Below are 13,558 nucleotides of genomic sequence, written 5' to 3'. Positions count from 1 at the left end.
GAGACTGTGGCGCGGTCAGGTTAAACCTTGCTGAGACCGCGGCTCAGTCCGTGCCGGACACCAGCCCCACCCGGTAGGCGAGGACGACCGCCTGCACGCGGTCGCGCAGACCGAGTTTGGCCAGGATCCGTGAGACGTAGGTCTTCACGGTCTCTCTGGTAGACGTACTCGTCGACGTTGAAGGTGGTGACGACCAGCACCTTCGCGGCGGCCTCGACGGAGGGGCCGGCCAGTTGCCGGGTGGCCTCGATGCCGTTGACGTCGGTCGCGCGATCGGCGACCCGGCGAAGACGCTACGAGCGCGGCGGCACCCGGCGAATCACCAGTGAGCGGACGATTCAGGTAGCTCTCACGGGGGATGCCCGGACGCCATTGACGGACCCCGCTCATAAGGTTACGGTCGGGACCGGAATTGAGCGCAAACGAACACGACCCCTGGAGGTGGCGCATGCGGATTCCCCTGGAGGGCCCCTTAACGCGGCCCTGGTTCACGCGCGGGCGAGCACTTCGCGGGGCGGTGGCGACCGCGTTCCTGGCGACGCTGCTCACCGTGCCGTCCACGGCGGCGACCGCGGCCGACCTGCGGTTCGCCAACGAGAGTTTCGACGACGGGCTGGCCGGGTGGAGCGGCTCGCACAGCCAGGGCGGCTTCGAGGCCGTGTCCTGGGAGGGGCGCACCACGGCGCGCGTCACCGACGCCGACCCGAGCGCCGCCTACGGCAGGGAGAGCATGCCGGGCCTGCCCGCCACGGCGGGCACGCGCTACACCCTGTACGCCCAGGTCTGGGCGGAAACCGGCACCGCGTACCTGTATCTACGCTTCCGGGACGCCTCCGGCAACCTGCTGCCCGGCGGCGCGAGCGCCCCGGCGACGGGCAGGCGCTGGAACCGCGTCTCGGCCTCGGGCGTCGCCCCCGCCGGCACGGCCACCGTCTCGGCCCTCGTCTACTCGGGCGTGGCCGACGTGGCCACCGCCTACTGGGACGAGGTGCTGATCGCCAAGGACGTGACCGATCTGGGCGTGCAGATCGACAGCAGCGTGCCCAACGCCACCACCTTCGCGGGCGGCAGCGCGTACGCCGTCTACACCGGCACCGCGGACGTCAACCCGCAGCTGGCCGTGATCGACGTGACCACCGCGAAGGTGACCAAGAAGATCACCATCCCCGACAGCGCGGCCACGCCCACCGTCGGCGGCTGGGCGGCGGCCACCGCCACCGACGGCAGCGTCTACCTCGGCACCTACCCCAACTCCAAGCTCTACCGGCACGTCCCCGGCCAGTCCACGGTCACCGACCTGGGCCGGGCGGAGGGCGGCTACTCCTTCATCTGGGACCTGGAGCCGGGCGCGGGCGGGAAGGTGTACGGCGGCACCTACAACGACGGCCGCTACTTCAAGTACGACAACGGCGCCTTCACCACGATCGGCAGCGTGCCCATCGTGGCCGGCGCCCAATACGTGCGCAGCATCGCCCACGACCCGGCCGCCAACGCCACCTATCTCGGCACCGGCACGAACGCCGCCCTGGTCAGGTACGACAACGTCACGGGGCGGGTGGACAGCCTGCTCCCCGCGGCCTACGCCCACAACTCCATGGTGGGCGGGCTGACCTGGACGGGCGGCCGGCTGTTCGCCTGGACCGACCGCACCCTGCTCGTCCTGCGCGTCACGCGCAACGCCGACGGCTCGTACGCGGCCGCCACCGACGCCACGATCACCGACGTGGACCTGCAGCACTCCCCCGCCCTCGACGGCGCGATCTGGTTCGTCAAGGACGGCCTGCTGCACTCCTACGACATCGACACCCGGACCGTGCGGGCGACCTCCGTCCGGCCCGGACTCGACGTCACCGGCTACACCTGGTCCGGCAGCACGCTGGTCGGCCTCGGCGCGGCCACGGACGGCACCAGGATCTTCAAGTACGAGCCCGCCGACGGCCGCTGGAGCAGCACCCTCGTGACCGGCACTCCCGTCCTGCCCGCCGCGATCAACGCGCTCGGCACGGGACCCGACGGCCGCGTCTACACCGGCGGCTACCTGACCGGCGGCACCGGCGTCCACGACCCGCTGCGGAGCGACGCCGACGACAGCCGGCCGGACCGGCCGACCCTCAACGGGCTCAACCAGACCGACAGCCTGCTGGCCCACGACGGCCTGCTCTACCTCGGCGTCTACCCCTCGGCCCGGCTCTACGGCTACGAGCCCGGGGCCCCGTGGCCGCCCACGCTCAGGTACACCGGCGGCGAGGCGGGCGACAAGGCCGACGACTGCGAGCCCGGCGCGGGCCCGCCGCCGCAGGACCGGCCGTACGCGCTGGCCGGCGGGCCGGACGGCACCGTCTACATGGGCACGGTGCCGAAATACGGCAAGCGCAGCGGCGCCCTCACCGTCTGGAAGCCGGGCACGGCCGGGCGGACCCTGTGCGTGGTGCCCGACCAGTCCGTCGTCTCGCTGGCCTACGCGGGCGGCAAGCTGTTCGGCGGCACCTCCACGCGCGGCGCGCTGGGCGTCGACCCCGTCTACGCGCCGGGGGCCTCGGCCACGCTGTTCTCCTACGACCCCGCCACCGGCGCCGTGCGCCCGCACCCGCTCCCGCTGACGGCGCCCAAGGCCGTCACCGCCCTGACGGCGGTGGACGACGAGCTCTGGGGGCTGGCGGGCGGCTCGCTGTTCACCCTCGACCCGGCGCGGCCCGACGCGATCACCACCAAGCGGCTGTTCGCCGACCCCGACTACGCGGCCAAGCCCAGCCTGGCCTGGCGTGACGGGGTGCTGCTGACCCTGCCCCAGGATCCCCTGCGGGTGTACGGCACGGCCGGCGACCAGATCTTCGCGATCGACAGGTCGACGAAGGCCGTGACCGTGCTGCTGACGGTCGCGGGGATGGAAGGGCTGACCGCCGACGACTTCGGCAACCTCTACTACAAGATCAACGAGCGGTTGTTCCGGCTCGCCGTTCCCCGCCCCTGAGCTGATTTCGGCCTGAACCGATATTTCAAAGGAAGCATGCCCGTGCGAAGAATGATCAGAGCCCTGGTCGCGGTCCTGACGGGCGCGGCGCTCGCGGTCGTCATCTCCCCCGCGCTCCCCGCGCAGGCGGGGATCTGGCACGAATACCCGTCCCCGGCGAACCGGACCTGCAGCGACAGCCGGGTCTACAACGGCACCTCCTACCAGGTGTGCCTGGAGTTCAACACCGCCCGCACACAGGTGCGCACCGTCGCCTTCATCAACCCGGGCGCGTACACCAACTTCCAGGTCAACCTGCGGCTCTGGTTCGGCGGGAACGGGCCGGACATCACCGACTCGTGCCCGACCATGACCACGAACGCCAGCAGGGCGTGCTACACCGCGTTCACCGATCTCAGGCGCCCCTACGTCGTCACCGAGGCCAAGTTCGGCATCGCGGGCACGTGGCAGCTCCCGGTCCGGGCCCTGGACATGCGGCTGTCCGCCAAGCAGCAGGAGAAGGACAACTGGTGCGGCCCCGGCGTCGCGCAGACCACGCTCGCCACGATCGGCTATTCGGCTCCGACGCAGTCCCAGCTGGCGGACCGGCTGCAGACCGACGAGATGCTCTTCGGCGTCACCATGCCGGGCAAGATCCCGCCGGCCGTCAACTCCTACATCCCGGACTCCGACTGGCAGTACCACTGGGAGGAGATAGCGGTCTCCAACGGCCAGACCTATGAGGCGGGTATCAACCGCATCGTCACGTCCCTGTCGCGCGGCAGGCCGGTGATGGTCCTCGTGATCCCGGGCAAGCTGCCCTGGAACACCACCGCCACGCCGTTTCAGCGGCACTATCTGACCATCCACGGCTACGGCGGTGTCGTTCACGGCGACGGGTCCGTCCACCCGTCGACGTTCAAGGTCGCCGACCCGTGGGACGCGAGCGAGCACTCCATCGACGTCGACAAGCTCCTGCTGGACAACGCCAACCTCGCGTGGAACTGGATCGACACGGTCGCCATCGTCACGACCTGAGCCCCGGCCCCGCCACCCGCGCCCGGCCGCCGCCGGGAGAAGGCCGGGGGCGGCCGGGGCGGGCATAGGTCAGCGCTCGGGTGCGGTCGGAGCCGTCATGACCGGTTGCTCGGCGGGAGCCTGGGCGGCCGGGGCTTCCGGGGCTTCCAGGGGACGGCGGTTGGCGCGGAGCCGGCGGGCCGCCAGGCCGATCCCCATGGCGGCGGCGCCGCCCAGCAGGCCGAGCAGCACCGGGACGAGGGTGGCGGACCACGGCCAGGCGCTGCCGGTCAGCTTGACGTCGAGCACCGGGTACTCCAGCGTCTTGGCGGCGAACCGGGCGGTCTGCACGTCATAGGTGCGGGCGATGTCGCGCAGCACCGGGTCGAACGCGAACTCCGGGTTGACGTGCAGGTACTCGGGCCGCAGCCCCGCGCCGCCCGCCACCCCGCGCCGGGCGGCGTCCACCCCGGGCACGAGGAGGCGGTCGAGGCCGGCCGCCGCGACCGTCGAGCGCGGGACGAACGTCAGGCCGTGCTCGGAGCGGATCGCGCCGTCGCCCACCGCGACGGTGCGCCCGACCATGGAGTACTCGGTGTAGGAGACGAACGCGGAGGCGAGCTCCAGCTCCCCTACACCCTCGGTGAGCTGGACGCCGATGGTCGACGGCCCGATCTGGTAGGAGGCGTTGAGCGCGACGACCACGTCCGGCGGCTCCAGGCCGGACTCGGGGAGCTGCGCGGCGGCGCCGGGCACGTAGTGGCGCCAGTGGACCCGCTGTGCCGCCTCGCGCGCGGTGGCCGGGTCGAGCAGCCGCTCGATGATCCGGAGGGCGCCGTCCATCCCGGACAGCACGCCGGCGGTGGTGATCACGTTCCCGTCGTCGACGTACCGCGTGCCGCTCGTCCACCTGACGTCGCCGAAGTCCTCGCGCAGCCCGGACAGCCGCAACCAGTGGGAGGTCGCGGGCCTGCCGTCCAGCAGCCCGCTCGCGGCGAGCGCGCGCGCCCCTGCGCAGACGCTGACGGTCAGCGCGCCGGCCGCCGACTGCTGCCGCAACCAGGCGCTGATCGAGCCGGACTCGGCCGGGGCGGGCGGCTGCAGGGCCGGGACCACCACGGCGTCGAGGGTGTCGCGCTGGTCGGCCATCAGCCGCGTCAGCTCGTCGAACGTCAGGTCCGGCACGATGTCCAGGCCCCCGGTCAGGGGCACCAGCCGGGGTCCGGCCGACACGACGTAGGTGTTCACCCGGCCGGTGCCCGCCAGCACCTCGTACGGCCCCAGCAGGTCGGCCGCGTTGGCGCCCTTGCCGCCGACCAGGAAGGCGACCGTGGGCTTGGCCGGATCGTGGACCTTGGCCGCCGGCCGGACCGACACGGTGTCCTGGCGCGCCCGGTACAGGTCGCCGAACTTGCCGACGGTGTTCACCGCGGAGACCCCGGCGGGGATCAGCAGCACGGCCGGCACGACGGCCGCCCGCCCGACCCACTTCCACCGGATGTTCAGGCGATGGTGGTGGTGCAGGTACTCCTCGCGCCGCCGCAGCATAGCCACCGCCATGAGGACGAACATGAGCGTGTGCCCGATCGACATCACCAGGTGCCCGGGCAGCACGCCGAGCCAGTACGGGACGAGCAGCACCAGGAACGGCGCGAACATCGCCAGGCTCATCTCGCCGACGGCGGCCCAGCCGTGGCGGCGCACCCGCATCCAGACGGCCATGCCGACGGTCATGTCCGCGGCCATGATCAGCGTGCCGACGTCGAACCGGGTGCTCCCTGGCAGGACCGCGCCCCACACCAGGCCGAGCAGCAGCATCCCCAGGCTCATCGCGATGACCATCTCGATGTAGTGCCAGATGAATCGCCCGGCCAGGCGCGCCCTGCTGGTCCGTGGCTCGTGAACAGTCATTGCCGCACTCCTAAAGGTCGTGGCGGAGGTTGTGGCGCCCTGGCCGACCAGTGCCAGTTCAGCCCGGCGGCCGGAATCCGGGCAAGCGATCACCGGCCGGTTGTCCGAATAGCGGGGAATCGTGTCGGTAATGGACTGGCTCAGGTCGTTTCCCAGGGGCGATGTCTCTCTGCTGCCGAGTGTCGTCCGATCAGCGCGGACGCAACCGGTGCCGGGGGCACGAGGTCGACGTGGGATTCGCACCGCGTCCGGCGTGCACTCTGCACGTGCCGGTCCGCCCGGCGGAGCCACGCCCGGCCGGGGTTCCCGGTGTGCCGCCGGTTGCCCGCCCGCCGGACCCTGATCCTGACCGGCCTGCCCAGGCCGGGGAACCTTCAGCGCGCGCCGGCCGCCATCCGGTCATGGCCTACCGTTTCATCCCATGACTGGAATCTTCACGGTATTCCACGCCTCTCCCGGCGACGGGGACGCGGTGGGCGAGATCCATACGGAGTCCTGGAAGGTCGCCTACGCCGGTTTCTTCTCCCCGGAGTTCTTCGAAGGGGCGGTGAGGCATCGGCTCGGCAAGTGGCACGGCGTGCTCGCCGAGGGCAAGGACACCGTCATGCTCGCCGCGCTGGACGGGCGGCCGCTGGCCTTCTCCTACTTCGGCTCCTCGCCGGAACACCAGGGGTCGGCGGAGCTCTTCGGCTTCTACGGCCACCCGGACGGCTGGGGCACCGGCATCGCGGGTGCCCTGATGACCGCGTCCCTGGAGCGGATGCGTGAGGAGGGCTTCGGGCGGGTGCATCTGTGGACATTGCGTGACACGCCGCAGTCCCGCCGTTTCTACGCCAAGAGCGGCTTCACGGAGTCCCGCGCGGTCCGCGGCCACGACTTCGGCGACGGCAACCCGATCGAGCAGGTCGAGTACGAGCTGATCCTCCGCTGACCCGCCCGCCGCGGGGGCCGCGCCGGGGAAGCGGCACCCTGGGTGAGATCGCCGTCGCCCTCCGGTGACCGGCTGGACGAGGGCCCCTGACCTGCCGTCGCATCGCATCTGTTACTCTATGCCACAAATAGGTTACCTTGTGTCATTCGGGGGGCTCTTGTGAAGGTCGCCTGCGTCGGCGGCGGACCCGCCAGCCTGTACTTCTCCATCCTGATGAAGCGGGTGGACCCGTCCCATGACATCACCGTCTACGAGCGCGACCCGGCCGGCTCGACGTACGGCTGGGGCGTGACGTACTGGGACGAACTGCTCGGCTACCTCCACGCCGCCGACCCCGAGTCCGCGCGCGCCATCCGCGCGAACTCGGTGCGCTGGGAGAGCTGGGTCGCGCACGTCCGCGACCGCGCGACGGTGACGGTGGACCACGGGGACGAGGGCTTCGGCATCGGCCGGCACCGGCTGCTCGACATCCTCGTCGAACGGGCCCGCGCGCTCGGCGTACGCGTCGAGTTCGAGCGCGAGATCGCGAGCGAGGAGGAGCTGCCCGACGCCGATCTCATCGTCGCCGGCGACGGCGTCAACAGCGTGCTGCGCGAGCGCCACGCCGGCCACTTCGGCCCCGAGTTCGCGGTCGGCGAGAACTACTACACCTGGCTCGGGACCACCCAGATCTTCAAGGCCTTCACCTTCGCCTTCTCGGAGACCCCGCACGGCTGGATCTGGTGCTACGGCTACGGATTCGGCGAGACGCACAGCACCTGCATCGTCGAGTGCTCCCCCGCGACCTGGCGAGGGCTCGGGCTCCACGAGGCCGGCGAGGCCGACAACCTGGCCCTCCTGGAGAAGCTCTTCTCCGAGATCCTGGACGGGCACCCGCTGATCGGCCGGGCGCACGCCGACGGCAGCTCGCACTGGCTGAACTTCCGCACCCTGACCAACCGGACGTGGCACCGCGGCAACGTCGTCCTGATGGGAGACGCCGCGCACACCACGCACTACTCCGTCGGCGCGGGCACCGCACTCGCGCTCGGCGACGCCGCCGGCCTGGTCAACGCGCTGTACGAAGAGAAGGAGCTCGCCGCCGCCCTGGCCCGCTACGACCGCGACCGCAAAGCCGCGATCGTGGCCACCCAGAAGACGGCCCATCTCAGCGCCCAGTGGTACGAGAACCTGGAGCGCTACATCCACCTGCCGCCGCGGCAGATGTTCGAGCTGCTCGGCCGGCGGCATTCGGCGCTGCTCCCGCACCTGCCGCCGAGGCTGTACTACGCCATCAGCCAGGTGACCGGGGCGCCGCCCAGGTTCGTGTCCTGGCTGGGCTCGAAGGTCACGCGATCCCCGCAAGCGCCCCTGATGTGATCGCGCTCAGTGCTCCGGGCCGCCCCGCAGCCGCAGCGCCCGATACCGGGGCCGGCGGCGGCGGGCGTGCGATGATCGACCTCATGCCGCCGCCCGCCCCGGAGCAGCTTCGTGGAGTGGGACGCTTCCCAGGTGATGTACGTCAGCCGACGCTGATCCGGTGCCGGAAGACCCAGTACGTCCAGCCCTGATAGAGCAGCACCAGCGGCAGGAAGATCACCGCGACCCAGGTCATGAGGCTGAGCGTCTTCGGGGTCGCGGCCGCGTTGCCGACGGTCAGGCTGTAGGCCGGGTCGATCGTCGACGGCAGGACATCGGGGTGGAGGACCGCGAACAGGCTGATCACGGTCAGGCCGATGGCGACCGCCGACAGGAGGAACGCCCAGCCCTGGCGGCCCCGGCCCACGACGACCAGCGCGGAGACGAAGGCGAGGACCGCGAGGGCCGCCAGGACGACCGTGGCGGGGCTCCCGCTCCGGAGCTGCGTCCAGGCCAGGAAGACCACCGCGAGCACCGCCGCGACGACGCCCGTCCGCACCGCCACCGCGACCGCGCGCCGGCTGAGCTCCCCGGTGCTCTTCAGCGCCAGGAACATCGCGCCGTGCGTGGCGAACAGCGTCAGCGTCGTCAGCCCGCCGAGCAGCGCGTACGGGTTGAGCAGGTCCGGCAGCGTGCCCACGTACTCGTGGCGGGAGTCGAGCCGGATGCCCCGCACGATGTTCGCGAAGGCCACCCCCCACAGCAGCGCGGGCACGAACGAGCCCGCCACGATGCCCGCGTCCCAGCGCCGCCGCCAGGTCAGGGAGTCGCGCTTGCCGCGGTACTCGAAGGCCACCCCGCGCACGATCAGCGCCACCAGGATCAGCAGCAGCGGCAGGTAGAACGCGCTGAACAGCGAGGCGTACCACTCGGGAAAGGCGGCGAACGTGGCCGCTCCGGCGGTGATCAGCCACACCTCGTTGCCGTCCCAGACGGGGCCGATCGTCGCGATCAACGCCCGGCGTTCCGCGTCGTTCCCGGCGATGACGGGCAGCAGCATGCCGACGCCGAAGTCAAACCCCTCCAGGACGAAATAGCCCAGCCAGAGCACGGTGATCGCCACGAACCAGACGTCGGTGAGCTCCATCGCGCGATCTCCCTGCTAGTAGGCGGGCGACGGCTCGCCTGGCTCGATGCTGTCGGCGGACGGCGGGGCCGCCTTGCCGTACTTGATCATGAGGCCGGCCTCCACCACGGCCAGCGCGCCGTACAGGAGGGTGAAGACGATCAGCGAGGTGAGCACGGTGCCCGCGCCGACGCTGGGCGAGACGCCGTGAACGGTCTTCATCTGGCTGAAGACGATCCACGGCTGCCTGGCCGTCTCGGTGAAGATCCACCCGAAGCTGTGCGCGAGGAAGGGCAGCACGACGGACCACACGGCGAGCCGCCAGATCCAGCCCTTGCCGCGAACGCGTCCGCCGCGGGTCAGCCAGAGCAGGACGAGCGCCACCAGCCCCGCGAGCATGCCGAAGCCGATCATCAGCCGGAAGGACCAGTAGGCGAGCGGGATGTAGGGACGGTAGTCCCCCGGGCCGAACCTGCGCTGGTACTCCGCCTGGAGGTCGTTGATCCCCTGCACCTTGCCGTCGAACGAGCCGGTGGCCAGCTGCGACAGCAGCCCCGGGACCTCCAGCGCGAACAGCGGCTTCGTCCCGTCGAGCGTCCCGATGGTGAACAGGGAGAACGGCGCCGGCTGCCGGGTCTCGTAGAGCGCCTCGGCGGCGGCCATCTTCATCGGCTGCGTCTGCGTCATGATCTTGCCGAGGACGTCGCCGGAGACGAGGGTGCCGGCGGCGCCCACCAGCACCGCAGCCGCGCCGAGCCGGAGGGACGGGCGGAAGACGTCGGCGTCCCGCTTCCTGGCCAGGTGCCAGGCGGAGACGGCCATGAGGATCACCCCGCCGGCCAGCCAGGAGCCCAGGATGGTGTGCGGGAAGGTGGCCAGCAGGACCTTGTTGGTCAGCACGGCCCCGAAGTCGGTCAGCTCCGCCCGCCGGTTGACGACGAAGCCCACCGGCCACTGCATGAACGAGTTGGCGGCCAGGATGAAGTAGGCGGAGACCGTGCTGCCGATCGCCACCACCCAGATGCACGCGAGATGCACCAGTTTGGGCAGCCGACCCCAGCCGAACATCCACAGCCCCAGGAACGTCGACTCCAGGAAGAACGCCAGCAGCGCCTCCAGCGCGAGCGGGGCGCCGAAGACGTCACCGACGAACCTGGAGTAGGAGCTCCAGTTCATGCCGAACTGGAACTCCTGCACGATCCCCGTCACCACGCCCATGGCGAAGTTGATCAGGAAGAGCGTGCCCCAGAACTTGGTGGCGCGGAGGTAGGCCGGGTTGCCGGTGCGTACCCAGGCCGTGTTCAGGATCGCCACCAGCACCGACAGCCCGATCGTGAGCGGCACGAACAGGAAGTGGTAGACCGTGGTGATCCCGAACTGCCAGCGCGCGAGATCCACGGTGTCCATGTTCCGACTGTAAGCGCCCGATCACGCACCGCTTGTTACGACACGCCCCGGTGCTCAGTCCGGCTGATCACTCGGCCGCAGGGCCACGGGCAGGGGCCGTTCGCAGGTGCTCGTGATGGCCACCGACGTGCCCGAACGCGCCGCGGCCAGCAGCGACTCCATGACGTCGAGCACGTGGAAGGCCAGCGCGCCGCCCGCGCGGGGCTCCTCGCCCGCCGGGGTCGCCGCGAAGTCCGCCAGCCCCACGCCGCGCCCGGCCTCGGCGTAGCCGGCCGACTCGGGAAGGTCGATCCAGCCGTCCTTCCCCGTCGAGATCAGGACCTGCCCGTCGAAGCGGTTGGGGTCGGGTACGACGAGCGAGCCGGCCTCGCCGTGCACCTCGATGTTGGGCGCCTTGGTCGCCGTCCCGTCGAAGCTCATCACCAGCGTGGACAGCGCTCCCGAGGCGTGCACGAGCACTCCGGTGACGTGGGTGTCGACCGTGACCGGGATCTCCTCGCCCTGGCGGGGACCCGAGCCGATCGTGCGCTTGGCCCGCGTGCGGCTGGCCGCGCCGATGACGCTCGCCACCGGGCCGAGCAGCGTCACCAGGCTGGTGATGTAGTACGGCCCCATGTCCAGGAGCGGCCCGCCGCCGGGGACGTAGTAGAAGTCGGGGTTCGGGTGCCAGCGCTCGTGGCCGGGGGTCGTCATCGTCGCGGTCGCCGCTATCGGCCTGCCGATCAGGCCGTCGTCGATGGCCTTGCGCGCGGTCTGCGTACCCGTTCCCAGGACCGTGTCGGGCGCGCACCCCACGCGTACCCGGGCGTCGGCGGCGGCCCCGAGCACGCGGGCGGCGTCCGCGGCCGTCGCGGCGAGGGGCTTCTCGCAGTAGACGTCCTTGCCCGCCGCGATGGCCCGCAGCGCGACCTCGGCGTGGGCGGCGGGAACGGTGAGGTTGAGCACGACGTCCACGCGCGGGTCCGCCACCAGCTCCGCCACGCTCAGCACGTCGACGCCCGCATAGGGACCTACCGCCTCCCGTGCCCGGTCGAGGTCCAGGTCGGCCACGGCCACCAGCCGCAGCTGCGGCAACCGGTCGATGGTCCGGAAATACTGGGCCGAGATCGCCCCGCACCCCACGACACCGACGTTCACCGGCTGGCCCACAACATTCCCCTTTCGATGATGGTGCGCACGCTGTCGTGATGCAGGACGTCGAGGCTGTGCCCGGGGGTGGTGACGAAGATCTTCCCGCTGCCCCACCGGCGGGTCCAGATCGCGGGCGAGGTGACCTCCCGGTGCCAGGGGTCCCACGGGCGGACCTTCTGCGTCGTGGTCGCCAGCACGTCGATGTAGTCGTCGGTCAGGACCCAGTACTGCTCGGTGACGAGGTCGAAGTCCGCGATGCCCTCGGTGATGGGGTGCGTGGCCGCCTCGGGCAGCAGGTTGACGGTGTACGGCACGAAGTTGTCGGCCTGCGTGCCTTCCCGCTCCGCGGGGTCCTTGCCCGGGTGGCAGGCGAACTGCCCGCCGATGAGATGCAGGTAGTCGGAGGAGTTGCGGAAGGAGTCCGCGATGCCGCCGTGCCAGCCGGCCATCCCGGTGCCCGCGCGGATCGCGGCCTCCAGCCCGATCAGCTCCTCCCGCTCGATCGTGCCCATCGTGTAGCACTGCACGATGAGGTCGACGCCGGACATGAACGCGGAGTCCGCGTACGGCGCCGGAGATTCCGCCCGATGCACCTCGAACCCGTTCTTCTCGAGGAAGGGCACGAAGAGCTCGGTGGCCTCGACCGGGGCATGCCCTTCCCAGCCGCCCCGCACCACCAGCGCTTTCCTGCCGTGTTCGTCTGCCATGCTCCCGCCAATCGCTTAGAGGACAAACGACTCCAATCCTCGCATTTCACACCTAAGTCGCTAAAGGGGTGACCGTTATCCGCTGCCCGCGACTTACACGTGGCTTAGTCCGTCGGGGTTGTAATCGGACAAACCCGATGTGGAGGACAAGGTGCCACCTACTGACCAACCACACGAGGAACTGTCATTCGAGCCGGGCGGGCCGCGCAGGCGCGTCCCCCGACCGCTGATCGTCGCCGCCGCCGTCGTGCTGGCGGCCACGGGCGGGATCGGAACCGCCTCCGCGGCGTCGGGAACGACGCCCACGGGCACGCCGACCCCCACGCCGACGATCAGCGAGACGCCAACAGAGACCCCGACCGAGACACCGACTGAGACACCCACCACGACACCGACCGAAACACCCACCTCACCCCGTCCGGAAATAGCGCCGATCAACCCGTGGGGATTCGTCGGAACCATGCACGGCGAGTTCGCGGTGCCGACGGAGGACGGCTGCGGCACCGTGACCCTGTTCGCCCAGACCGGGCAGGCGACCGCCGTCGCGGAGGACTCGATCACCGTGCGGAGCCAGGACGGCTTCGAGCGTACGTACGCGATCGACGACGAGACGCACACGATCGCCGGACGCCGCGGCAACGGCGCGGTCAAGCAGGACGACTGGGTGTCGGTGACCGCGCTGGGTGACGACCAGGCGGCCACGGCCAACTCCGTCTACGACCTGACGCGGCCCATGAAGCGGATCTGGTCGTACAGGGGTTGGAAGCAGGCATGGCAGTGGATGCAGGGCCCGCCCGCGTGGCAGACGCCGACCCCGTGCCCGACGCCGACCACGACACCGACCGAGACACCCACCGAGACACCGACGGAAACGCCCACCGAGACACCGACCGAGACACCGACTGAGACGCCGGCCCCCGAGCCGACGCCGTCGGTCTCGGAAACCGTGACCACGACCCCCACACCTACGCCGGGCTCCTGAGGAGCCGGTAGCGCCGTCCCAGTCCCGAGCGGCTCCCCTCCTCACTCGGGCGTCGAAC

The 13,558-nt window shown here is 70.9% G+C and carries 10 protein-coding genes and 1 pseudogene; 5 read left to right on the top strand and 6 right to left on the bottom strand.

Going from position 1 to position 13,558, the window contains the following annotated elements:
• Positions 1–43: 43 nt before the first annotated feature.
• Positions 44–260: pseudogene (locus tag ACIBQ1_RS08875) on the bottom strand (LuxR C-terminal-related transcriptional regulator); the annotation flags it as partial.
• A gap of 188 nt (positions 261–448) precedes the next feature.
• Here ACIBQ1_RS08875 and ACIBQ1_RS08870 point away from each other — a divergent pair.
• Both ACIBQ1_RS08870 and ACIBQ1_RS08865 read left to right on the top strand, forming a co-directional pair.
• The gene (locus ACIBQ1_RS08870) at positions 449–2,971 is read left to right on the top strand and encodes a hypothetical protein (protein WP_397275754.1); all 2,523 of its coding nucleotides are present in this window, start codon (positions 449–451) and stop codon (positions 2,969–2,971) included.
• A gap of 51 nt (positions 2,972–3,022) precedes the next feature.
• Positions 3,023–3,988, top strand: a complete 966-nt coding sequence (locus ACIBQ1_RS08865) for a C39 family peptidase (RefSeq protein ID WP_397276735.1) — start codon at positions 3,023–3,025, stop codon at positions 3,986–3,988.
• A gap of 69 nt (positions 3,989–4,057) precedes the next feature.
• Here ACIBQ1_RS08865 and ACIBQ1_RS08860 read toward each other — a convergent pair whose 3' ends face one another.
• On the bottom strand, positions 4,058–5,878 hold the full coding sequence (locus tag ACIBQ1_RS08860) for a DJ-1/PfpI family protein (protein WP_397275753.1): 1,821 nt from the start codon (positions 5,876–5,878) through the stop codon (positions 4,058–4,060).
• Between the two features lie 421 nt (positions 5,879–6,299).
• Between ACIBQ1_RS08860 and ACIBQ1_RS08855 the strand changes: the two genes are divergently transcribed.
• Both ACIBQ1_RS08855 and ACIBQ1_RS08850 read left to right on the top strand, forming a co-directional pair.
• A complete protein-coding gene (locus ACIBQ1_RS08855; RefSeq protein WP_397275752.1) occupies positions 6,300–6,809 on the top strand; it encodes a GNAT family N-acetyltransferase in 510 nt (169 codons plus the stop codon).
• 159 nt (positions 6,810–6,968) lie between these two features.
• Positions 6,969–8,168, top strand: coding sequence for an FAD-dependent monooxygenase (locus ACIBQ1_RS08850; RefSeq protein ID WP_397275751.1), 1,200 nt, complete (start codon positions 6,969–6,971; stop codon positions 8,166–8,168).
• A 142-nt stretch (positions 8,169–8,310) separates the two neighbouring features.
• Here the strand turns inward: ACIBQ1_RS08850 and cydB are convergent, their stop codons facing one another.
• Genes cydB through ACIBQ1_RS08830 form a run of 4 tightly spaced genes read right to left on the bottom strand, consistent with a single transcriptional unit; the run spans position 8,311 to position 12,518 of the window.
• Positions 8,311–9,294 (bottom strand): cytochrome d ubiquinol oxidase subunit II, encoded by a 984-nt coding sequence (gene cydB, locus ACIBQ1_RS08845; protein ID WP_397275750.1) that lies wholly within the window; start codon positions 9,292–9,294, stop codon positions 8,311–8,313.
• A gap of 15 nt (positions 9,295–9,309) precedes the next feature.
• Positions 9,310–10,680, bottom strand: coding sequence for a cytochrome ubiquinol oxidase subunit I (locus ACIBQ1_RS08840; RefSeq protein ID WP_397275749.1), 1,371 nt, complete (start codon positions 10,678–10,680; stop codon positions 9,310–9,312).
• A gap of 54 nt (positions 10,681–10,734) precedes the next feature.
• Positions 10,735–11,829: a Gfo/Idh/MocA family protein gene (locus ACIBQ1_RS08835; RefSeq protein ID WP_397275748.1), complete on the bottom strand. Its 1,095-nt coding sequence runs from the start codon at positions 11,827–11,829 to the stop codon at positions 10,735–10,737.
• Complete coding sequence (locus ACIBQ1_RS08830) at positions 11,814–12,518, bottom strand: ThuA domain-containing protein (RefSeq protein ID WP_397275746.1); 705 nt, start codon at positions 12,516–12,518, stop codon at positions 11,814–11,816. The genes ACIBQ1_RS08835 and ACIBQ1_RS08830 overlap by 16 nt, the downstream gene beginning before the upstream one ends.
• 151 nt (positions 12,519–12,669) lie before the next feature.
• On the opposite strand from ACIBQ1_RS08830, the gene ACIBQ1_RS08825 reads away from it, so the two are divergent.
• Positions 12,670–13,500 carry a hypothetical protein gene (locus ACIBQ1_RS08825; RefSeq protein ID WP_397275744.1) on the top strand — a complete coding sequence of 277 codons (831 nt, stop codon included), beginning with the start codon at positions 12,670–12,672 and terminating at the stop codon, positions 13,498–13,500.
• The last annotated feature ends 58 nt before the right edge of the window (positions 13,501–13,558 follow it).

Origin of the sequence: Nonomuraea sp. NPDC050153 (assembly GCF_044460125.1) — a bacterium.
In the GTDB taxonomy this organism is placed as follows: Bacteria; Actinomycetota; Actinomycetes; order Streptosporangiales; family Streptosporangiaceae; genus Nonomuraea.
The sequence above is the reverse complement of the archived record's forward strand: the minus strand, read 5'-3'. Positions and strand labels throughout refer to the sequence as shown.